The 21,075-nt window shown below is 59.3% G+C and carries 15 protein-coding genes; 14 read left to right on the forward strand and 1 reads right to left on the reverse strand.

What is annotated here, in order from left to right; genetic code table 11:
* Positions 1-213: 213 nt before the first annotated feature.
* From ACWJKU_RS13270 to ACWJKU_RS13295, 6 genes are all read left to right on the forward strand, one after another.
* Entirely contained in the window at positions 214-1,239 is a 1,026-nt protein-coding gene (locus ACWJKU_RS13270) for an alpha/beta fold hydrolase (RefSeq protein WP_454142832.1), read from the forward strand.
* A gap of 22 nt (positions 1,240-1,261) precedes the next feature.
* On the forward strand, positions 1,262-2,155 hold the full coding sequence (locus tag ACWJKU_RS13275) for an acetoacetate decarboxylase family protein (RefSeq protein ID WP_454142834.1): 894 nt from the start codon (positions 1,262-1,264) through the stop codon (positions 2,153-2,155).
* Positions 2,156-2,166: 11 nt separating this feature from the next.
* Positions 2,167-3,678, forward strand: a complete 1,512-nt coding sequence (locus ACWJKU_RS13280; protein WP_454142836.1) for a patatin-like phospholipase family protein — start codon at positions 2,167-2,169, stop codon at positions 3,676-3,678.
* A gap of 63 nt (positions 3,679-3,741) precedes the next feature.
* A complete protein-coding gene (locus ACWJKU_RS13285) occupies positions 3,742-5,316 on the forward strand; it encodes a hypothetical protein (RefSeq protein WP_454142838.1) in 1,575 nt (524 codons plus the stop codon).
* A gap of 153 nt (positions 5,317-5,469) precedes the next feature.
* Positions 5,470-5,838 carry a hypothetical protein gene (locus ACWJKU_RS13290; protein ID WP_454142840.1) on the forward strand — a complete coding sequence of 123 codons (369 nt, stop codon included), beginning with the start codon at positions 5,470-5,472 and terminating at the stop codon, positions 5,836-5,838.
* 270 nt (positions 5,839-6,108) lie between these two features.
* Complete coding sequence (locus ACWJKU_RS13295; RefSeq protein WP_454142842.1) at positions 6,109-6,627, forward strand: hypothetical protein; 519 nt, start codon at positions 6,109-6,111, stop codon at positions 6,625-6,627.
* A gap of 150 nt (positions 6,628-6,777) precedes the next feature.
* On the opposite strand, the gene ACWJKU_RS13300 is transcribed toward ACWJKU_RS13295, so the two are convergent.
* Complete coding sequence (locus ACWJKU_RS13300; RefSeq protein ID WP_454142844.1) at positions 6,778-7,269, reverse strand: REP-associated tyrosine transposase; 492 nt, start codon at positions 7,267-7,269, stop codon at positions 6,778-6,780.
* A gap of 299 nt (positions 7,270-7,568) precedes the next feature.
* Here ACWJKU_RS13300 and ACWJKU_RS13305 point away from each other — a divergent pair, with 299 nt between their 5' ends.
* The 8 genes from ACWJKU_RS13305 (at position 7,569) to ACWJKU_RS13340 (ending at position 20,916) form a co-directional block, all read left to right on the forward strand.
* A complete protein-coding gene (locus tag ACWJKU_RS13305; protein ID WP_454142846.1) occupies positions 7,569-9,887 on the forward strand; it encodes a protein kinase domain-containing protein in 2,319 nt (772 codons plus the stop codon).
* Positions 9,888-10,051: 164 nt separating this feature from the next.
* Positions 10,052-12,901, forward strand: a complete 2,850-nt coding sequence (gene rapA / locus ACWJKU_RS13310) for an RNA polymerase-associated protein RapA (protein ID WP_454142848.1) — start codon at positions 10,052-10,054, stop codon at positions 12,899-12,901.
* Between the two features lie 96 nt (positions 12,902-12,997).
* On the forward strand, positions 12,998-13,681 hold the full coding sequence (locus ACWJKU_RS13315) for an LOG family protein (RefSeq protein ID WP_454142850.1): 684 nt from the start codon (positions 12,998-13,000) through the stop codon (positions 13,679-13,681).
* A gap of 334 nt (positions 13,682-14,015) precedes the next feature.
* On the forward strand, positions 14,016-16,739 hold the full coding sequence (ppdK, locus tag ACWJKU_RS13320) for a pyruvate, phosphate dikinase (protein WP_454142852.1): 2,724 nt from the start codon (positions 14,016-14,018) through the stop codon (positions 16,737-16,739).
* Positions 16,740-16,883: 144 nt separating this feature from the next.
* On the forward strand, positions 16,884-17,801 hold the full coding sequence (locus tag ACWJKU_RS13325; protein WP_454142854.1) for an NADP-dependent methylenetetrahydromethanopterin/methylenetetrahydrofolate dehydrogenase: 918 nt from the start codon (positions 16,884-16,886) through the stop codon (positions 17,799-17,801).
* Between the two features lie 213 nt (positions 17,802-18,014).
* Positions 18,015-18,470 (forward strand): globin, encoded by a 456-nt coding sequence (locus ACWJKU_RS13330; protein ID WP_454142856.1) that lies wholly within the window; start codon positions 18,015-18,017, stop codon positions 18,468-18,470.
* 43 nt (positions 18,471-18,513) lie between these two features.
* Complete coding sequence (locus ACWJKU_RS13335) at positions 18,514-19,419, forward strand: NAD(P)-dependent methylenetetrahydromethanopterin dehydrogenase (protein WP_454142858.1); 906 nt, start codon at positions 18,514-18,516, stop codon at positions 19,417-19,419.
* Positions 19,420-19,653: 234 nt separating this feature from the next.
* The gene (locus ACWJKU_RS13340; protein ID WP_454142860.1) at positions 19,654-20,916 is read left to right on the forward strand and encodes an alpha-amylase family glycosyl hydrolase; all 1,263 of its coding nucleotides are present in this window, start codon (positions 19,654-19,656) and stop codon (positions 20,914-20,916) included.
* The last annotated feature ends 159 nt before the right edge of the window (positions 20,917-21,075 follow it).

The raw sequence follows: 21,075 nt of genomic DNA on the forward strand, positions 1-21,075 counted from the left end.
CCCGCCCCGAGCTTGGTCGAAGGGGCCCCGGCGCGTAGGAACCGGGGTGTACAGCGGAGTACATGAGGAGTGCTCGCCGCGTCCTGGCGGCTCGGGCTACGCCCCGTGCTCCGCACGTCCCAATCCGCTCCTGGCGGATTGGCCCGAGCACCGCGCAACGCCGCAATCGGGCCGCGCAGTAGGTTTTTTCATTCTCGGCGGAAGGAGCATCCCATGTCTTTGACGGAACGCATCGTGCCGTTCACGGCCGGCGACGGCTTGGCGCTCAATCTCATCAACGTCCGCTCGGCGGACCGGGCCCCCACGCGGGAGCCCGTCATCCTGGTACACGGCGCCGGGGTGCGGGCGAACATTTTCCGCACGCCCGATCAAACCACCGTGGTCGACGCGCTGGTGGAAGCCGGCTACGACGTCTGGCTGGAAAACTGGCGCGCCAGCATCGACTTCGCGCCTAACGAATGGACTCTGGATCAGGCCGCGCTCTACGATCATCCTCGGGCGGTACGCAAAATCGTGGAGGAGACCGGCCGGGAAAAGATCAAAGCCATCATTCACTGCCAGGGCTCGACCAGCTTCACCATGTCCGCCGTCGCCGGCTTGGTGCCGGAGGTCACCACTATCGTCAGCAACGCCGTGTCGCTGCATCCGGTGGTGCCGGCCTGGTCGATCTTCAAGCTCAACTGCGCCGTACCCGCGATCAGCGTATTGACGCCCTACGTCAATCCCCATTGGGGCGTCGAGGCGACGACCCCGGTCGCCAAGGCCATTACCGGCCTGGTGAAACTGATCCACCACGAATGCGACAACACCGTATGCAAGATGGTCAGCTTCACCTACGGCAGCGGGTTTCCGGCACTGTGGCGGCACGAAAACCTGACCGACCTCGCCCACGAGTGGATCAAGCAGGAATTCGGCAACGTACCGTTGCGCTTTTTCAAGCAAATGGCCCGTTGCGTGCGCAAGGGTAACCTAGTCGCGGTCGACGGTTTGCCGGGTCTGCCCTCGGATTTCGCCGCTTCGCCGCCGAAAACCGACGCCCGCTTCGCGTTCTTCACTGGCGGGAAGAACCGCTGCTTCCTGGCAGAAAGCCAGAAAAAAACCTGGCAATACTTCGACGCGCTGCGGCCGGGTTTCCACGGACTGCACGTGCTGCCCGAATACAGCCATCTGGATGTTTTCATGGGCAAGAACGCCGCCGCCGAGGTATTTCCTCTGATGATTCAAGAACTAGCCAAATAACAAACAAAACAAGGTGATCACAATGGGTATTCCAAAACGCATCAAAGCCATTTCGGGCCGACATTCCCTGGTCGACACCATTCCTTTCCAGCTACCCGTGCAATGCACGCCCTCGCCCGTTCTCATGGCGGTCTTTCCGATCAATCCGGACAAGGCGAAAGCCCTTTTGCCGGCCGAAGTCCATCCGTTGCGGGTGGGGCGCAAGGGGTTTCTGGTCGTCACCGTCATCAACTATCTCGGCACCAATATCGGCACCTATGTCGAATACAGCATCGGCATCGCCTGCACCCACGGCCTCAAGCCCGCGCCGCCGCTGTTGCCGTTACTGTTCATGAACTGCTGGGGCAGCGGGCAATACGTGGTCGACTTGCCGGTATCCACCAAGATTTCGGTGAAAGGCGGCAAGGGCATCTGGGGCATGCCCAAACACCAAGCCAATCTCGATTTCAAGATCGGCGACGATACCGTCAGCAGCCAGTATGACCTCGACGGCAAGCTGGTGACCTATATCGAAATCGGCCGTCCGTCCTCGACCCGCCTGCCGCTGAACATGAACACGGTCAACTACTGCTCGTTCCGCGGCATGCTGATGAAGTCCTACATCTATTTTCAGGGTAAGGCGGGCCTATGCCTGTTCAACAGCGCCAAGGCCCGGCTGGTGCTGGGCGACCATCCGCGGGCGGAACCCCTGAAGACCCTGGAAATCGCCGAAAAGCCGCTGATGACGGCGTTCATCCCCAATGCCGTCGGCACCCTGGACGATCACATGGATTGCTGGTTCCTGCACCAGGACCAGCCGCCGACGGTCGCGCCGGAGGGCATGGAAAGCGTCATTAACCTGCCCTTGGACGAAACCTGGCCGCCCGCCCCCGCCGCCCCCATCGTCGGACAGACCTTCGGCAACCTGAACCGCTGAGGAGGCCGGCCATGAACTCAGCCAACACGATTCCCCTGACCGGCGCCGTAAAGCCGGGACAGCCGAAACGGGCGCTGGTCCTTCCGGGGGGCGGCCTCCGCTTGTCCTATCAGGCAGGCATCCTGCTCGCTCTGGAAGAGGCCGGCCTCGAATTCCAGTACCTCGACGGCACCTCCGGCGGCAGCCTGAACATGTCCATGCTGCTGTCCGGGCTGAATCCCGCCGAAATCTGCCGACGCTGGCGCACGCTCAATCTCAAGGACACCATCGCCTTCCTGCCGCTCAAGGATTATCTGAAAGTAGAAAATCTGGAAGGTCTTGGAGATGCCAAAGGATTCCGCAACAAGGTGCTGCCTCATTTCGGCATCGACACCGCCCGCATCCGCGCGGTCGATTCGCCGCCCGCCGGCTATAACGTGCTGGATTACGCAAACAAGGCGGTCAAGGTGATCTCCCATCGGGACATCGACGAGGACATGATCATCGCCGGCATGTCCCTGCCCGGCGTCTTCCCCCCGGTGCGCAAGGACGGCGGCGTTTATCTCGATACCGGCTTCGTGCAGGACGCGAACCTGATGGAAGCGGTGAAAAACGGCGCCGAGGAACTCTGGGTCCTGTGGGGCTTGGGCAATACCGGCACCTACCGGGGCGGCGCCCTGCATCTGTATGTCCAGATGCTGGAAATGAGCGCCAACGCCGCCCTGAACAATCAACTGGAAGCCATCCGCGAGATCAACCGCCGCATCGAAAACGGCGACAGCCCCTACGGCCAAACCCGAGCGATCCGGGTTCACGTCGTCAAGCCGGAATATCCCTTACCGCTCGATCCGGATCTCTATCTCGGCAAGATCGACCATGCCACCCTGATCGAGATGGGTTATGCCGACGGAAAATCCTATCTGCGCGCCATGCCCGGAACGACCGCCGAAGCGCGGAACAATCCCTCGCGCATGAAAGATCCGGCGCCCGGAATCCGCTTCCGGAAATGCTTTCAAGGCCATGTCTCGCTCGCGCAGCGACCGGAATCGAAGCAGGATTTGAAGATCGAACTCTGCATCCACATCGCCGACCTCGAAGCCTTTCTCGCCGACCCCGAACACGCCGCGCGGATCACCGGCCATCTGAGCTGTCCCGCTTTCGGTCCCCTGGTGCTGCTCGACGACAGCCGCTTCTTCATGGCCAGCCTGCCGAATCGAACCCGGCGCATCGGTTACGAACTTCGTTTCGACAGCGGAAACCGGCGCTACCGGCTGAACGCAGAGCAAATCCTGCACGACGATCCCGGCCCCGATATGTGGCGCGATTTATCCACACTCTCCGTGCAACTGCTCGCGACGGAACCGGACGCCCCGGCCGACGTCCGGCCGCTCGGCACCGGAATGCTGCATTCGTCGATGGGCGGCATCAAGGACTGGCTGGGCGGCATCCGGGCGACGGAAACGCAAACCGTGACCGACGGACTGAAGGTCGTCGCCCGCTTCGCCAAGTTCGTCCTCCGCGAATTATACGACGTGTACGGATAGGCCGAGCCGCCCCGTCGGGGACGGCTCTCGGGAACTAAAACAAACCATGATTCTGGAGGACCGATGATGAACCCGCCCGATGCTCTCGAATTCTTTCACGCCGTCGACGTCGCCGACATGGACAGGCCTAACCGCCTATGCGTCTGTATCAGCGACGTGCATTTCACCGATGGCACGGTGGGCGTGCAAAGCCGCGACGACTGGGACGATTTCTTTGGCCAGATCGCCCTCCTGTGCGGGGAGCGCAAGATCGAAGAACTGGTGTTCGTCCTGGACGGCGACGTGGTGGACATGATCCGCACCAAGCATTGGGCGGAACGGGGAATCTACCCCTGGGAACGCGACCATCCGGAATTTCCCGGCATCGTGAAAACGATCATGCAAGGTATCGTCAACCAGCACTGCGGGCATGCCGGCGGTCACTGCGCGTTTTTCCGCATGCTCCGGGAGTTGCCGGCATCGCTTCAAGGCAAAGGCGTCAAAAAGGTCGACGTCCTGGTGCTGCTCGGCAACCACGACAAGGAAATCCTGTCCGCGCCCGATGCGCTCGAACTCTTTTACGAAGAATGCCTGGGCCGGCAACTGAAAGACATCCCGGCCGATTACCGGCTGAAGGTGGGGCGGATGTACGGCGACGAAAGCCTGTTCCAAAGTCCCGATAGCGCTCCCTGGTTCCCGTTCTACTACGCGGACCTCGGCTTCCGCCTGTTCGTCACTCACGGCCAATGGCGCGACGGCGACAACTCCCGCGCGCTTCCGGAATGGTCCATCGAAAACGGCTGGCAGACCGAAACCTGGAAGCGACTGCGCTACCGGCCGTTCACCGATCCCTGCTTCGGCGACACGGTAGCGGCGGGCGTCCTGTCCGGGTTTATCTGGAAAGCCAAGCAAGCCTTGGCCGAAGAAGACAAACGACGGATAGCCCGAGCGGAAGCGAAAAGCCTCGGGGTAAGCCGCCTGGAACGAGTCCTCGACGAACTCGATCTCTACCGGCCGAGCTATGCCGCGGTTTCGCGCATCATCGAGGAAACCCGGAAGCTCAAAGACCGACCCGACATCGCCGGCACCATCGAAAAGCTCCTGCAAGACTCCGTATCCGAGTGGCTGAGCTGGGATTTCACCTATGAAAGCTCCCCCCGGAAACGGCGTATCGGCCTGAAATTTCTACGCTGGTGGCTGGGCATCGCGCGCATGCTGCACCACACGCTGGCGCTCAAGTCGATCGAATGGTTCATGAAACTGCTCGCCTGGTTCCGAAGCCACCACCGGCAGGAGGCGGTCACTTTCGAAGAGATGAAGAAATTCCCGGCCTTCCTGCCGGAAAATCGCATCTACGGATTTCACATCCACGGCGAAGGCCACACCCACAACCCTCTGCAAGAAGAACCGGACATCGCGAAGGGGCAAAACTATACCTACGTTAACTTCGGTACCTGGCGTGACCAGGTCCTGGAAAAGAACGCCGGGCACTGGCTCCTCAAACTCCTGAAAAGAACCAAGCCCAGCTACCGCCGCCGTAGCGTCGGCCGCGCCCTGTTCGTCCTCGACCTCAAACCCGCTCCCGGCGACGACAAAAGGAATTTCAGCTATTGGGTCAACGACAATCTGACCTGGAGCGACAAGCTGGATTGGAAATGATCCTGGCGGCGGAAGGGTTGTCCGGGCGCTCCCTGGATGCCCGTTTGCGATTGGGATACGCGGGTACGCTATCCGCCCTATGCGGCTGATGATTTGTACGTGGTCGAGTTGAGCATGACCACGTATTTTCTATAACCAATAACAAGCAATCACATGAAAAAAACAATACTGCTAATATTGTCCGCTACTCTCCTTTCAGGCTGCGCCACTCGCTTGGCTGACTTCACAATGATGTCATCAAAAAACATCGACCTCTCAAGAGGGGCTAATTTCAAGCGCGGAGCCTCTAGGGTCACGGGCGACGATACCAAACACATCATCATCTTTATCCCTACCGGGCAGCCGAACGTGAAAGCGGCAATGGACAAGGCAATCGAAAGCGTCCCCGGAGCCGTTGCGCTATTGGACGGCACGATTACGCAAAAAGCATGGTATATCCCTTACATTTATGGTCAATCCAGCTTTGTTGTCGAGGGAACACCGCTCATTGATCCGGCTATAGAACAGGCCACACGCCGATAACGGCTCGCGTAGATCATGGGATCTGACCATCACGGAAAACAAGATACAAGGATGTGCCGACGAAGGATGCGCATCGATCGCGAACTCGAACGACGCGGTTCCTACGTCACCGCATCCTACGTTACGGATGTAAATAAAACGTTGAATATTGATGGGTTTTGGATTCGATTTTGTTTTTGAGGTCGACTTCACGTTATATGGAGTAAATAAACCGTGCTTATACTTCCTCACTCATGTTTTTTACATGTCCCAAAAACAGGAGGTTCATGGGTGAAAAAAGCAATTATCGCATCAGGCATAGAATGTGAAGACTTTAGAATAGATGGAGATCCGCACATTGGTTTAAAAAAATGTCCTGCACCTGAAAAGTTTAAATTTGCATTTATCAGACATCCAGTTAGTTTGTATCGCTCATATTGGCAGTTTAAAATGACTAACGGATGGGACAAAAAGAATCAACTTGATATGGACTGTAAATCTGATAATTTCCATATGTTTATTGAAAATGTACTTGACAAATACCCGGGATGCTATGGTGATGCGCTTATTGACTTTGCAGGTGAAAAAGGGAATGAAATAGAGTTTATAGGGAAATATGAAAACCTCATCGAAGATTTGATTATTGCATTGAAGTTAGCAGGTGAAATTTTTGATGAAGATATTATTAAAAGCTTGCCTCCATACAATGTGAGCGATAAAAATCGTTTTCCGGCTCAATATACCAAAGAGCTGGAGCAAGAAGTAAGAAACGCAGAAATCAAAGTATTAAATAGATTTGGCTATGATTAACCATATAACTTGGCGATCAAGGCCGACCAGCCGCCGTCGAGCTTTTTTAGTTTTGTTTTGAGCTAGGCGGCGGCGAGTGCCGGCCTAGCTTACGCCGAACGGGCTTCAAACTCGCTCGCCCGCATCCATATCGGATTCCACCCCACCCGCTCAATTCAACGGATACACACCTCGTTCGACGTACCGGTGAAACGTCGAATACGGCCACTCCGCCACGCATTGGACATAACCGTGTTTCACCGGATTGATGTGGCAATAATCCACATGCGCCGCATAATCCTCCTCGCCGCGGATGGCGTGCTCCCAAAACCGGCGTTGCCATATCCCACGTTCGCCACGGGCAATGCGGACCTTTGAACGCCGTTCGGTCGATGGCAAAGCTTTGGAAAAGCCTTGCTTGATCAACCGCCACCGATTGGTGAAATCGTCGTCGCCGGGCGGCAACATCCACACGCTGTGCAGGTGATCCGGCAAGACGACCCGGGCGTCGATATGGAATGGCCGATTGATCCGAACCGCCCGCACCACGGTTCGAAGCAGGTCGATGTGCCGGACGAGCCAATCATTCGGGTAACGTTCGAGCAGATTGACGGTGAAGAAATAGGTTCCGCCGGGTACACGATGACGTCGGCAGTCGGGCATCGGGATTCATCATCCGGAAAGCCAATAACCCAGGAACAATAGCAGACCGTGGGAACGTCGGATTTACGATGGCTTTTCCAATCGCCGTTTCATGCGGCGCAATACGCGGGACCGCTATTGCGCCCGCGATGCGCACCCCGCCACGCTTGACTTTTTGCCGTTTAGGTTGCCTTACCTTTTTTCAATCGGCACAATGTAAAACCCCTACGGTTTCGGAGACTATCCGATTTGCTCCCTCTCCGTCATGTCATTCCTTGCGGTGGAAGAAGCCGCTCAGCCCCGCTTTCGTCCGCACCGTTATGTCACAGAATATACGCCAGAATGCGCTCACCCCAGGTTATCGCCTACAGTGGTTTTCGATAGAACGAGTTCTAGGTCAGGGTAACTTCGGAGTCACCTATCTCGCCCACGACTCCATGCTCGACCGCCGCATCGCCATCAAAGAATATTTCCCGGCGAAGCTCGCGGTTCGAGACGGCGCCGCATTGATCCGGCCGGCCGCGGAGGATTGCAGCGACCCGTATCTCGCGGGATTGGAGCTTTTCATCGCCGAGGCGCGCATGCTGGCGAAGGTGGAGCATCCCAATATCGTGCGGGTACTCAACGTTTTCGTCGCGAACAATTCCGCTTACATGGTGATGGGCTACGAGGAGGGCGAAAGCCTGCACACCGTCCTCGAGCGCCGCAGGACCCTGGAGCAAGGCGAACTCCTCAGATTCCTGATCCCCGTCCTGGACGGCCTGGAGAAAATACATAACACCGGCTTCGTCCATTGCGACATCACGCCGGCTCATATCGTGCTTCGCAAGGACGGAAGCCCCGTGCTGCTGGACTTCGGCTCGGCGCGCCAGTCCCTGGGAGAAAAGACGCTGGCCCTCCCATCCATGCTTTCCCCCGGTTACGCGGCCCTGGAACAGTATTATGAGAAAGGCGACCGGCTCGGGCCATGGACCGATATCTACGCTCTCGGAGCGACCCTTTATCGGGGTATAGCCGGCGTTGCGCCTCCCGATGCGCTCGAGCGCAGCCAGAGCGTCATCGTGGCCGCGAAAGAAATCTTCGTCCGCGCCGTGCAGGTCGGCGGACCTCGCTACAGCGAAGGTTTGCTTCGCGCGGTCGACCACGCCCTGAGCTTGAATTCGCCGAATCGCCCGCTGAGCGTCGCGGCATGGCGGCGTGAATTTTCCCTGGCGCCGGAGGTGCCGGCTCCGGCTGAAGATGCGCCCAAGCAGCCGGAGGCGAAAGCCGAAACCGTGTTCGCCGACCCGGCCGATGCGCCGCCGCGCCGGCCAAGCTCCGATGCCCCACGCTCGCGCATCCGGGCCATCTCTTTGATGGTCCTGGTCGGCGTCGGCGGGCTTGTCTGGTTCAATCGCGACCTGCTCGGGGAAGCCGAGCGACTGACGGCGTTATTCGGAGCCGAGCGAACCGCCCGCGAGGATGATCCGGCAGGTATCGATCCGCCCGCAGAAGCCGCGCCGCATGAGGCCGAGCCGCTCGTCGCTCCGCCGTCGCCCGACCGCGCGGCCGTCGAGACGGATACCCGCGCGCAAACGGACTCCGAGCGGCACGAGGCCGAGGTCGACGCATTATTCGAGCTGTTGGCGCGGGCCGGCGAGGACATCAGGGCGGGCCGCCTGATCAGCCCCAAAGACAACAATGCTCTCGTCAAATATCGATCGGTACTCGCGTTAGCTCCCGATCAGCCGCAGGCCAAGCAAGGCATTCAGGAGATCGTCGACCGGTTCGCCCAGCCGGCCCGCGAAGCCATGACGCGAGGGGACTGGAACCTGGCGCAGACGCATATAGACCAAATCGCGGTCGTCCTTCCGGAAGCCGAGGTTTTGCGCCAGGAACTCGACGCCCGCAGATCCGAAGCCGAAAAGGGGCGCCCCAAAGACCATACCGGGCAAAAACCCGTCGAGCGGGCTGCGACGCCCCTCTCCGATGACGCGCAAGCCGCTCGATTGCCGAACGAGGCGAAAACCAGCGAGGCTCAGGCCGATGCCGAGAAATCCGCCGCCGAAGACGCCCGACGCAAGCAAGCGGCGGACCGCACCATCGGACTCGCATGGCGAGCCCTCAACCGAGAGCAATGGGACAAGGCGCAAGCCTATATCGATCGCGCCGCGGCCCTCCTGGGGGATGCCAAAGAGGTGCAAACCCTCCAGCGCCAACTGGTTTCGCGCAAAGCCAAAGCCGGCCAGGCGAGAGAGGCTGCGGCGGAGGGAGCCCGGGCGGAGAATCCGGGAACAGCCGAACGAACGCTTCAGCCGGCGGATAAAACGGTCGTCGAGATCCAAAGCGCCACGGCGACTCCGCGCCAGGTCAGTCCCGGCGAATCGGTAAAGTTCGTCACGACATATGCCTTGACGCTCCCTGCCGGCACTCGGAGCACAGGTGTCGAACTCAGTTGGGTGCTGAAGGCGAACGGCAGACGCGTCGGCAAAGAAGGCTCCGATTTCAAGCTGGCCGCGGCGGGCGGCATCAACTCGGCCTCGAACGAACTGGCCGTGCCCTCCTATATGAAATCGGGCACCTATACCGTCGAGCACAGAGTGCGCGCCGGCAACAGCAAGGCCGTCGCCAGGTCGTATTTCTCCGTCGTGCGCAAGTAGGGGCAACCGGCCGGCGCGCCTCCATCCAACTCCGAAGCTTATCGGAAACTTGAACTTCCCTTCCCGTTCCTACTGAAAGTGGATGCCACCGCCGACAATTCGAACAGCCCTGTTACAATTTTGTGATCGACATCTCGTAATATCGCCCCTCAGGAGAAACAACCTTGCCGACTTTCGTCCCCGGACAACGCTGGATCAGCGAAACCGAGCCCGAACTGGGCTTGGGAATCGTGTTGAATGTCGAAAACAATCGCGTGACCATCCTGTTCATCGCCAGCAGCGAACGCCGCACCTATGCCGTCGACAACTCGCCGTTGACGCGGGTGCGATTTTCCAAGGGCGATTCGATCGAAAGCGCGGAGGGCTGGAAGCTCAAGGTCGTCGAGGTGGTGGAAAACAACGGTCTCATCGCCTACCGGGGAGTGGACGAGGACGGAACGCCGCGCAGCCTGGACGAAGTCGATCTCAACCATTTCATGCAGTTCAACAAGCCGCAAGACCGGCTGTTCACCGGCCAGCTCGATCCGTCGGAGCTGTATGGATTGCGCTATGAAACACTCCGAAGAATCGGCCAGTTGGAGCAATCGCCGGTACGCGGCCTGTGCGGCGGCCGCACCAGCATCATTCCGCACCAGGTCTACATCGCCCACGAAGTCGCTCACCGCCAATCCCCGCGCGTCCTGCTGGCCGATGAAGTCGGGCTCGGCAAAACCATCGAGGCGGGCCTGATCATCCACCATCAACTGCTGACCGGACGCGCCGAGCGCGTCCTCATCATCGTGCCGGAGCCTCTGCTGCACCAATGGCTGGTGGAAATGCTGAGGCGCTTCAACTTGCGCTTCGCCCTGTTCGACGAGGAGCGGTTCTGGCAGACCGATGAGGGCAACCCTTTTTTGAGCGAACAACTGGTCCTGTGCAGCCTGGATTTCTTCATGGACGACGAGGAACGCCAGGAAGCTGCGCTCGCCGCCGGCTGGGACATGTGCGTGGTCGACGAGGCGCACCACCTGCAATGGTCGGAACGGCAAGCCAGTCCGGAGTATCGGTTCGTCGAACGATTGGGCAAGGCCGTGCCGAGCCTCCTGCTATTGACGGCGACCCCGGAACAGCTCGGCAAGCGCAGCCATTTCGCCCGTCTCCGCCTGCTCGACCCCGACCGCTTCTACAGCTACGACCGGTTCCAGCTCGAGGAAATGCAATACGAGTCGCTGGCCGATGTGATCAATCATCTGCTGGACGATCCGATTCTGGACCGGGAAACCTTGAGCCAACTGAAGTCTCTCATCTCGCAAGACCTGGCCGACGATTTGCTGGACCGGCTGGACGACCCGGAGCGCGCCGAGGAGGCGCGTCGCGAGCTGATTCAGCTTCTGCTGGACCGCCACGGCACGGGCCGGGTCCTGTTCCGCAACACACGGGCGACGGTCAAGGGTTTCCCCGGGCGGGAACTGATCGCCTATCCCCTGCCGCTGCCCGAAGCCTACAGCCGGCTGCTGGCCGAGACTCAACCCCGAATCGAAGACCTGTTGCATCCGGAAACCCTCTATGCCCGGCATTGCAAGGATGAAGTCGAATGGTGGCGCCTCGACAGCCGCGCGGATTGGCTGGTCGAAACCATAAAGAGCCTCAAATCGGCCAAGGTTCTGGTGATCTGCGCGAAAGCCGAGACCGCCATCGATCTGGAGGAGGCGCTTCGCGTCCGGGGCGTGCGCGCGGCGGTTTTCCACGAACGAATGAGCATCGTGGCGCGCGACCGGGCGGCGGCCTGGTTCGCCGATACCGAGAACGGCGCCCAGGCGCTGGTCTGCTCGGAAATCGGCAGCGAGGGGCGCAACTTTCAGTTCGCTCATCATCTGGTGATGTTCGATCTGCCGCTCAATCCCGATCTGCTGGAGCAGCGGATCGGCCGCCTCGACCGCATCGGACAATCCGAAACCATTCGCATCCATGTCGCCTATTTCGAGCACAGCGCCCAAAGCGTCCTGTTCCGCTGGTACGACCGGGGGCTGAATGCGTTCAGCCAGCCCAGCCCGGCGGGACTGCCCGTGTTCGGCCGGCTCGGGGAAGACCTGGCCGCCTTGTTGCGGACGCCCGATGCCGAAGGCGAAGTCAAACTGGTGGAACGGGCGCGGAAGTTGACCGATGCCATCCAGGAAGAATTGCACCAGGGCCGGGACCGGTTGCTGGAATTGAACTCCTGCCGCAAGGATGCCGCGCAGCGCCTGGTCCGGCTCATGGAAAAAACCGACCGCGAGCACAATCCCTGGCCTTATTTGGAACAGGTGTTCGACGCTTACGGGGTCGCCGTCGAGGAGCATTCGGAACATTGCTACATCCTCAGACCCGGCGAACACATGCGCACCCAGTTCCCGGAACTGCCCGACGACGGCGTCACGGTCACGCTGGACCGGAACATCGGACTGGCGCGCGAGGACATGCTGTTCCTGACTTGGGAGCATCCGATGGTGCGGGGCGCCATGGACCTCATCCTGAACAGCGAGCACGGCAACGCCGCGCTGAGCCTGGTCCGGCATCCGGATCTGGAGGCCGGCCGGCTGCTGCTGGAGACCATTTATCTGATCGAATGCGCGGCCCCGAAGCGCTTGCAGATCGGCCGCTTCTTTCCGCCCACGGTGCTGCGCGTCCTGTTCGATCAGGACGGCAACGATCTCAGCGCCCTGCCCTTCGAAAGCCTCGTCGAACAGCCCCGGCAGTTCGATCGCGAGCACGCGCTGGAACTGGTCCGCAACCGGCAAAAGCTCATCAATCGCCTGATCCGGAATGCCGAAAAGAAAGCGCGGGCGCGATTGCCCGGCATCGTCGGCGAGAGCGCGAAAAGAATGCTCGACGCCATGACGGCCGAGCTCAAGCGCCTCGCGGCCCTGCGCCGAGTCAATCCGAACGTGCGCCAGGAAGAGCTGGATCAGTTCAAGGAGAACGCCATCGAGATGAACAACTGCATTCAGGGAGCGCACTTGCGTCTGGATTCGGTGCGCTTGATGATCACGGTCTAAGCGCTCGGCCGGTGTGCGCTACGGCGCACCGGTGAAATTTCGCCATCCGCTGCCATACTCTAAAGCGCCATCCCGCTTCAACCCCAGGATAAGCTTATGATTGACGATCTCAAAGGCAGCGAATCGTGGCGCATGTTCAGAATCATCAGCGAGTTCATCGAAGGCTTCGACAAGCTGTCCGACATCCGCTTCGCCGTCTCGTTTTTCGGCTCCGCCCGCATCAAGCCGAGCAGCCCGTACTACCAGGCCGCGCAAACCGTCGCCGAGGTGCTCGCCGGCCACGGCTACGCCGTCATCAGCGGCGGCGGGCCGGGCATCATGGAGGCCGCCAACAAGGGCGCTCGCCTCAAGAAAGCGCCTTCGATCGGACTGAATATCCAACCCCGCGGCGGAGAAAAGCCGAATGCGTATCAAACCCTCGGCCTGGAGTTTCGCTACTTTTTCGTGCGAAAACTCATGTTCGTGAAATACTCGATGGGTTATATCTGCTTTCCCGGCGGCTTCGATACCCTGGACGAATTGTTCGAGGCGCTCAATCTGATGCAAACCCACAAAATCCATCCGGTGCCGCTGATTTTGTTCGGTTCGGACTATTGGAAAGGACTGCTGGACTGGATCGACAACACGATGCTCGCCAACCAACTGATCGACAGGAGCGATCTGGGGCACCTCTCGATCACAGACGATCCCCTCGAAGTCGTCGACATCATGAACAAACACCGCGAATGGAAGCTCAAAAAAATCGTCGAGGCGAAATCCGTCGAATTTTCGGAAAGCTAAAACGTTTTCAATGCGGTCGTAGGGGCGACATGGGCGCGATGTAGGGGCGACTTCAGTCGTCCCTCTCACGGCATACGACACTGGCGTTCCGCACGGAATACCGTCAACGCGAGATGAAAATGCTCCGGCCGCAGGTCCGGAATCGGCCTCGCGGATCGGATGCCGCATCCGGAGAGTGCCGGCCGGAAGGCCGCTTGCCGCAAATCCACTTGTTCAACGAACGAGACGACACCAAACTAGAAGCCATCGACCTGACGCACCGACGCATTTCGCCCGTCCGGGCGGAAACCCGGAATTCCGAACCACACCACGTTTCAATCCGAGGAGAGCGAGCATGACCCCAAAATACGTGTACGCCTTTACCGAGGGCGATGGCCGCAATAAACAGCTTCTGGGCGGCAAAGGCGCCAACCTGTGCGAGATGACGCAAATCGGCCTCAACGTGCCTCCGGGCTTTGTCATCACCACCGAAGCCTGCCTGGAATATCTGGAGAAAAAGAGGCTTCCCGACGGGATGTTGGACGCAGTGCGCAACCACATCGAACGGCTCGAGGAAAAGACCGGCAAGCGGTTCGGCGACGAGGACAATCCCCTGTTGGTGTCGGTGCGGTCGGGTTCCGCGATGTCCATGCCCGGCATGATGGACACCATCCTCAACCTCGGTCTCAACCGAAGCACGCTGCGCGGACTCATCCGACAGACCGGCAACGAACGCTTCGGATATGACGCATTCCGGCGCTTCATTCAACTCTTCGGCAAGATCGCTCTGGGCGTCCCGGACGCGCTGTTCGACGCCGCGTTCGAGGATGTCAAGCGGGCCGTCGGTGCCAAGGCCGACATAGCGCTGAGCGCGGAGCACCTCGAGGACATCAGCGAACGGTTTCTGAAAATCGTGCGGGATGAAACCGGCAGGCCGTTTCCGGAAGACGCCTTCGAACAGCTGGAAATCGCCATCAAGGCGGTTTTCGGTTCCTGGATGGGCAAACGCGCCGTGGATTATCGCCGCGAGTTCCACATCACGCCGGACATGGCCAACGGCACCGCCGTCAACGTGGTGACCATGGTGTTCGGCAACATGGGCAACGACTGCGCCACCGGCGTCGGCTTCACCCGCAATCCCGCCACCGGCGAAAACGAGATGTTCGGCGAATACCTGGTCAACGCCCAGGGCGAGGACGTGGTGGCCGGCATCCGCACGCCGAAACCGGTACACGAGATGAAACGGGAGATGCCCGAGCTGTATCGCCAACTGGTCGACTTGCGCGACAAGCTCGAAGCGCATTACCGGGAAGTGCAAGACTTCGAATACACCATCGAAAAGGGCGTTCTCTATTGCCTGCAAACCCGGAACGGCAAGATGAACGCCACGGCGATGGTTAGAACCTCGGTGGAAATGCACGGCGAGGGGTTGATCGGCAAGGAACAAGCCCTGCTGCGGGTGAATCCCGCCCATCTCGAACAACTGCTGCATCCCTGCATCGATCCGAGCCACACGGAGAAACCCATCGCTCAAGGGCTTCCGGCTTCGCCCGGCGCCGCCAGCGGCCGCTGCGTGTTCGACGCCGATCAGGCCGAAATCCTGGGACGCGCCGGCGAAAAAGTCATTCTGGTGCGGGAAGAAACCAAACCGGAAGACATCCACGGCTTCTTCGCCTCGCAAGGCGTTCTGACCAGCCGCGGCGGCAAAACCTCGCACGCGGCGGTGGTGGCCCGCGGCATGGGCAAGGCGTGCGTCGCCGGCGCCGAAAGCATCCGGGTGGACAGCCGGACGCGCCTGGCACGGGTGGGCGAAGTCACCCTGCGCGAAGGCGACGTCATCACCATCGACGGCAGCACCGGCCATGTCTATCTGGGTGAAATTCCGACCATTCCGCCGAAATTTTCGAATGAGCTGAAAACGTTGCTGTCCTGGGCCGACGAAGCCGCCCGGCTCAAGGTTCTGGCCAATGCCGACACGCCCGAGGGCGCCGCCGTCGCCCTGGAATACGGCGCCATGGGCATCGGCCTGTGCCGCACGGAGCGCATGTTCAACGCCAGCGAGCGACTTCCTCTCGTGGTGGATATGATCCTCGCCCACACCTTCGAGGAGCGGCAAGCCGCGCTGGACAAACTGCTGCCCATCCAGCGCGACGATTTCAGAGGATTGCTCAAGATCGTGGCGCCGCGGCCGGTCGTCATACGACTGCTCGATCCGCCGATGCACGAGTTTCTGCCGAGCGAACATCAGTTGCTCGACGAAATCGAGGCGCTGAAGGAGTACCGGCTGGCCGTGAAAGGACGCGGCACCGCCCTGAGCGCGCTGAATGCCCCTTATGCCGCGAACGATTTGAGCGAGGATCTGGTCAACAGCGTCATCGCCAAAAAGGAACAGATGCTGCGCAAAGTGCGGGAGCTGCGCGAAGTCAATCCGATGCTGGGTCATCGCGGCGTTCGCCTCGGCATCACCTACCCTGAAATTTACGAGATGCAGATCCGCGCCATCCTGCAAGCCACCGCGCAATGCCTGAAAGAAGGCGTGCCGGTCAATCCCGAAATCATGGTCCCGCAAGTCATCACCGCTCAGGAACTGAAACACGTCAAGGCCCGGGTGGACGCGATCCGGCGAGAAACCGAAACGGAATTCGAGGTGGAACTGGCATTCAAGTTCGGCAGCATGGTGGAAACCGTCCGCGCCTGCATGCGCGCGCAAGACCTGGCCCGAATCGCCGAATTCTTCTCCTTCGGCACCAACGATCTGACCCAGGCGACGTTTTCCTTCTCGCGCGAGGACGCCGAAAACAAGTTCCTGCCGCTTTACACGGAATACGGCATTTTGCAGGACAATCCGTTCGAGGTGCTGGACGTCAAAGGCGTCGGCGCTCTGATGCAAATGACCGTGGAATCGGGCCGCAAGACCAACCCGCAACTCGAGGTCGGCATCTGCGGCGAACAGGGCGGCCATCCCACCTCCATCCGGTTTTGCCACGCCGTCGGGCTGAATTACGTGTCGTGCTCGCCCCATCGCGTACCCATCGCCCGGCTCGCGGCGGCGCATGCGCAGTTGCTGGAAAGCCGATAATCGCCCCTCCCAAGCAAGCGCCGGGCGACGATTCCCGTGCGTCTGAACTGTGTTATGCTGGGCGCGGCCGTTCCGCGCCCGTCTCTGCCAGACAGTTAAAATCGAATTTTTGTCTTCACCAGAAAAATCATTGAGGATTCACGCATGGAAAAACCGTTCATCCTGCATATGTTCACCCCGGAAAAGAATCTCAGCCCGTTTGACGTCAATATGGCTTTGGACGCCGGCTGGATTTCCGCCATTCCGTATCTCAACATCGAACTGGGCGAAGTCACCGCCCTGGTGCAGGACGCGATTTTCTCCAGAGGCCCGAGCGGCGTAAGACGGACCGGCATCTTCATCGGCGGGCGGGATGTGAAATTGGCCATGGACATGCTCCGCACCGCCAAGAAATCCATGGTTCCGCCCTTCGTGATCTCGGTGTTCGCGGACCCGAGCGGCGCCTTCACCACGGCCGCCGCGATGGTCGCAATGGTGGAACGGGAGCTGGAAAAGCGCCATCAGACGAACTTGCAAGGCAAAAACGTACTCGCCTTGGGCGGCACCGGACCAGTCGGGCAGATCGCCGCCGTGCTGTCCGCCAAAGCCGGAGCCAACGTAAAGATCATCGGCCGCCAACTGGAAAGAGCCCAGAAGATCGCGGAACTGTGCAATGCCGAGTTCGGTGACGGCCAAACCAACATCCAAGGCGACGCCGACGCCAACAAATCGGAGCTCATCAAGACCGCCGACGTGGTCTTCGCTACCGCCGCGGCCGGAATCGAAGTGCTGAGCGCCGAACTGGTCGCCGCAGCGCCGCAACTCAAAGTCGCGGCGGACGTCAACGCGGTCCCGCCGTCCGGAATCGCCGGCCTCGGCCCCCACCACAAAGGCACGGAAATCGAGGGCTCGCGCAGCGGCGCCGTCGGCGTCGGAGCCCTGGCGATCGGCAACGTCAAATACCAGACGCAGCATAAACTGCTGAATAAAATGCGTTTCCAACTGCGCCAGTCGGATAAGCCGGTTTTTCTCGATTACAACGACGCTTTCGAAGTCGCCCGGGAATACGCCAAGAGACATTAAAGCCTCACAGCAGAAATTCATTAATATGCTATCTCTTACTATGGACGAATGGAGCGCGTAACGAGCGGCCATTATCCAGTTGGCGATTATTTATCCGATGACCTCATGGGCTAGGGACAGCCGATCGGAGGATTCATTGACGAATATTCAGATATTTAATTGTCGGCATACGAATAGTAATAAATAACTGGATTAGCCAGGAGAAGCATAATAATGAGCAATACTATAGAAGCCATTAAAGTCTCGGATGCCGATAACGATCAAATACTCAAGGAGATGGTGGACAAGAGTTACACGCGGTGCCGTCTCACGGGGACTTTCATAGATGATTTTTACAAGGTTTTCCTCTCATCGTCTCCCAAGATCGAGGAGAAATTCCGAAAAACCGATTGGGAAACCCAGAAGAGAATGCTGGATCACGGCATCAGGCATCTGATTTTGTTCTTTCACGAGCCTAGCCCCGTTACCGCGGAAAAAATGGTCCAGCTCGGCGAATCGCATTCCAGAAACAGGCTTAACATAGAACCGGAACTTTACGACTTTTGGCTTTCAGCCCTTCTGTCGACCGTGGCCGAAAGCGATCCGAAATTCAATCCGGAACTCGAAGAAGCGTGGAAAACCGTCGTAGATCGCGGTATTTCCGTCATGAAATCCATGCATGACGAATAACCTCCGACCCAATACCTTATTATCGAAGTAGAGAAACCAAAACATGTCCAAACGCAGCGTTTTATACATGCTCGATCCGATGCCCCATAACAGTCCTTTCGATATCAACATGGCGGTTGATGCGGATTTCGACATGATCATTCCGCTCAACAACGTAAAACTGGAAGAAATCAACGGCCTTACCCAGGACGCCATTTTTTCGCGCGGGCCGGAAGGCGTGAAGAAAACGGGCATGTTCATCGGCGGGCGCGACATCGGTTTGGCCGTGAGCATGTTGGAAGCCGCCCAAAAGGCCATGGTTCCGCCTTTTCAATTTTCCGTCCTGGCCGACCCCAGCGGTGGCTTCACCACGGCGGCGGCGCTGGTTGCCGTAGCCGAAAAGCAGCTCAAGGAAAAGCACGGCAAGGAACTGAAAGGCTGCAATGCCGTGGTGTTCGGCGGCACCGGACCGGTCGGCATAGCCACCGGAGTGATCGCCGCCTTGTGCGGAGCGGAAACGACGATCGTCGATCACGCCTCGCTCGATAATGCGCTGGAAAAAGCCGCTACCTACGGACGCCTGTTCGAGACCCGATTGGAGGGCACTTGCGCGGCATCCGAGGCCGACAAGGCCCACTTGCTTCACAAGGCGGATATCGTGTTCTGTACGGCCAAGGCCGGGGTTCAGGTTCTAAAGGCCGGCACTTTGGCGGAAGCCCTCCAGCTCAAGGTCGCGGCGGATGTCAACGCGGTTCCCCCGTTGGGCATCGAGGGCGTCAAGCGGACGGACCTCGGCACTCCGCTCAAGCACGCCGTCAATTCGCCGGGCGCGGTCGGCATCGGTGCACTGGCGGTCGGCGACTACAAATACAAGCTGCAACAGCACTTACTCCGCTCGCTCCTGACCCAGGAAGAACCCGTTTTTTACGATTTCCGCGAGGCGTTCAAAATCGCGCGGACCATGGTCTGACGCTCCGGGTCATCGCCTTTCCGCAAGTTCGGCCAAATACGAAAAAGGATGCTCCAGGGCATCCTTTTTCGACTGATGCTCGAAAAACGATGCCGGCGCGTTTTTCAGAGACCCTGTGCGGAAACGCGAGATGAACCGGGCTGCGTTGGCCCAAGTCTATTTGATATCGAGCGTCAACCCGCGGCGGGACTGCCGCTCGGCACTCTGTTTCACGCCAAACGATTCCCGAGATTCATGAAAATCTACAATCTTTTTCCGCGGCTTGCCGGTCCTCTGAACCGTTGGACGCCGCATCTGGAACGAGCGGCCGATATGGGATTCGACTGGATCTTCGTAAATCCGGTCCAGGAATCCGGCCGCTCCCGCAGCCTGTATTCCATCAAGAACTATTTTCAGATCGATCCGCGACTGCTGGATGCCCGCTCCGGCCAATCTCCGGAGGAACAACTGCGCGCGGTCGTGAGCCGAGCCGAAAGTCTCGGACTCGGCATGATGGTGGATTTGGTCATCAATCATTGCGCCTACGACTCCGCCTTGCTGAAGCAACATCCCGAGTGGTTCGTCAAGGACGGCAAACGCATCGCCCACCCGTTCTGCATGCACGACGGAGAAAAGGTCGTCTGGCGCGACCTCGCCCAATTCGATCATCAACATACGTCCGACGCGGAAGGTCTGTACCGGTATTGCCGCGAGATTGTCGAATACCTGATCGGCCTGGGCTTCAAAGGGCTCCGCTGCGATGCGGCCTACCAGTTGCCCAGCCGTTTCTGGGCGCAGCTGATCGAAGAAACCAAGCGGGCGCATCCGGAAACCGTATTTCTTGCGGAGACCCTGGGTTGCAGCGCCGACCAAATCCGGGAGACGGCGCAAGCTGGTTTCGACTTCATCTTCAACAGTTCGAAGTGGTGGGATTTTTCCGCCTCCTGGCTGCTGGAGCAGTATCAACTCACGCGAGAAACCGTACCGTCCATCAGCTTCCCCGAAAGCCACGATACGCCCCGGGCTTTCGCCGAATTCCAGCAGAATGTCGACGCGGTCAAACAGCGTTATTTTTTCGCGGCGCTATTTTCCGCCGGGGTAATGATACCGATGGGCTTCGAATTCGGCTTCCGGAAACCGCTCCATGTCGTCGATACCACGCCGGAAGATTGGGAAGACACCGGTATCGATCTGACCGGTTACATCAAACAGATCAATCGGATCAAAAGCCGGCATCCGGTGTTCGACGAAGAAAGCGTCACGCAAGTGCTCGAACATGCCAATCCGGAAATCTTGCTGATGCGGAAAGCCGCCAGCCGAAACCGCAGCGAGGCATTAATCATCCTGAACAAAGATCCCTGGCATCGGCAGAACTTCTTCTCCGACGACCTGTACGGCCTGGTCCAAAGCGAGCCGCCTCTGTTCGACGTCTCGCCGGAATGGCCGCTGGACTACTTGCCGACGCCGTTCCGGTTCGAACTGACGCCGGGGATGGGACGGGTATTGGTGACCCCATAGCCCTCTTCGGCCGCAAGGATGCCCCGACGGATTTTCGGGCGGGGCCTAGCCGACACAAGCCGCCGAGAAATAGGCTAATGCCCGATTTGAGCTTGCGCGGCGTTTTTTTCGAAACAAAGGATCGCTTAAACTAGCTCCTCGAGTTCGTACCAGGCAACC

This window comes from Methylocaldum sp. MU1018 (assembly GCF_053646775.1).

Excerpts from the sequence above, each read along its gene's own strand:
- ppdK (WP_454142852.1), top strand. The coding sequence starts at position 14,016 with ATGACCCCAAAATACGTGTACGCCTTTACCGAGGGCGATGGCCGCAAT.
- ACWJKU_RS13325 (WP_454142854.1), top strand. The coding sequence starts at position 16,884 with ATGGAAAAACCGTTCATCCTGCATATGTTCACCCCGGAAAAGAATCTC.
- ACWJKU_RS13340 (WP_454142860.1), top strand. The coding sequence starts at position 19,654 with ATGAAAATCTACAATCTTTTTCCGCGGCTTGCCGGTCCTCTGAACCGT.
- ACWJKU_RS13330 (WP_454142856.1), top strand. The coding sequence starts at position 18,015 with ATGAGCAATACTATAGAAGCCATTAAAGTCTCGGATGCCGATAACGAT.
- ACWJKU_RS13300 (WP_454142844.1), bottom strand. The coding sequence starts at position 7,269 with ATGCCCGACTGCCGACGTCATCGTGTACCCGGCGGAACCTATTTCTTC.
- ACWJKU_RS13285 (WP_454142838.1), top strand. The coding sequence starts at position 3,742 with ATGATGAACCCGCCCGATGCTCTCGAATTCTTTCACGCCGTCGACGTC.
- ACWJKU_RS13305 (WP_454142846.1), top strand. The coding sequence starts at position 7,569 with ATGTCACAGAATATACGCCAGAATGCGCTCACCCCAGGTTATCGCCTA.
- ACWJKU_RS13290 (WP_454142840.1), top strand. The coding sequence starts at position 5,470 with ATGAAAAAAACAATACTGCTAATATTGTCCGCTACTCTCCTTTCAGGC.
- ACWJKU_RS13275 (WP_454142834.1), top strand. The coding sequence starts at position 1,262 with ATGGGTATTCCAAAACGCATCAAAGCCATTTCGGGCCGACATTCCCTG.
- ACWJKU_RS13315 (WP_454142850.1), top strand. The coding sequence starts at position 12,998 with ATGATTGACGATCTCAAAGGCAGCGAATCGTGGCGCATGTTCAGAATC.
- ACWJKU_RS13270 (WP_454142832.1), top strand. The coding sequence starts at position 214 with ATGTCTTTGACGGAACGCATCGTGCCGTTCACGGCCGGCGACGGCTTG.
- ACWJKU_RS13335 (WP_454142858.1), top strand. The coding sequence starts at position 18,514 with ATGTCCAAACGCAGCGTTTTATACATGCTCGATCCGATGCCCCATAAC.
- ACWJKU_RS13280 (WP_454142836.1), top strand. The coding sequence starts at position 2,167 with ATGAACTCAGCCAACACGATTCCCCTGACCGGCGCCGTAAAGCCGGGA.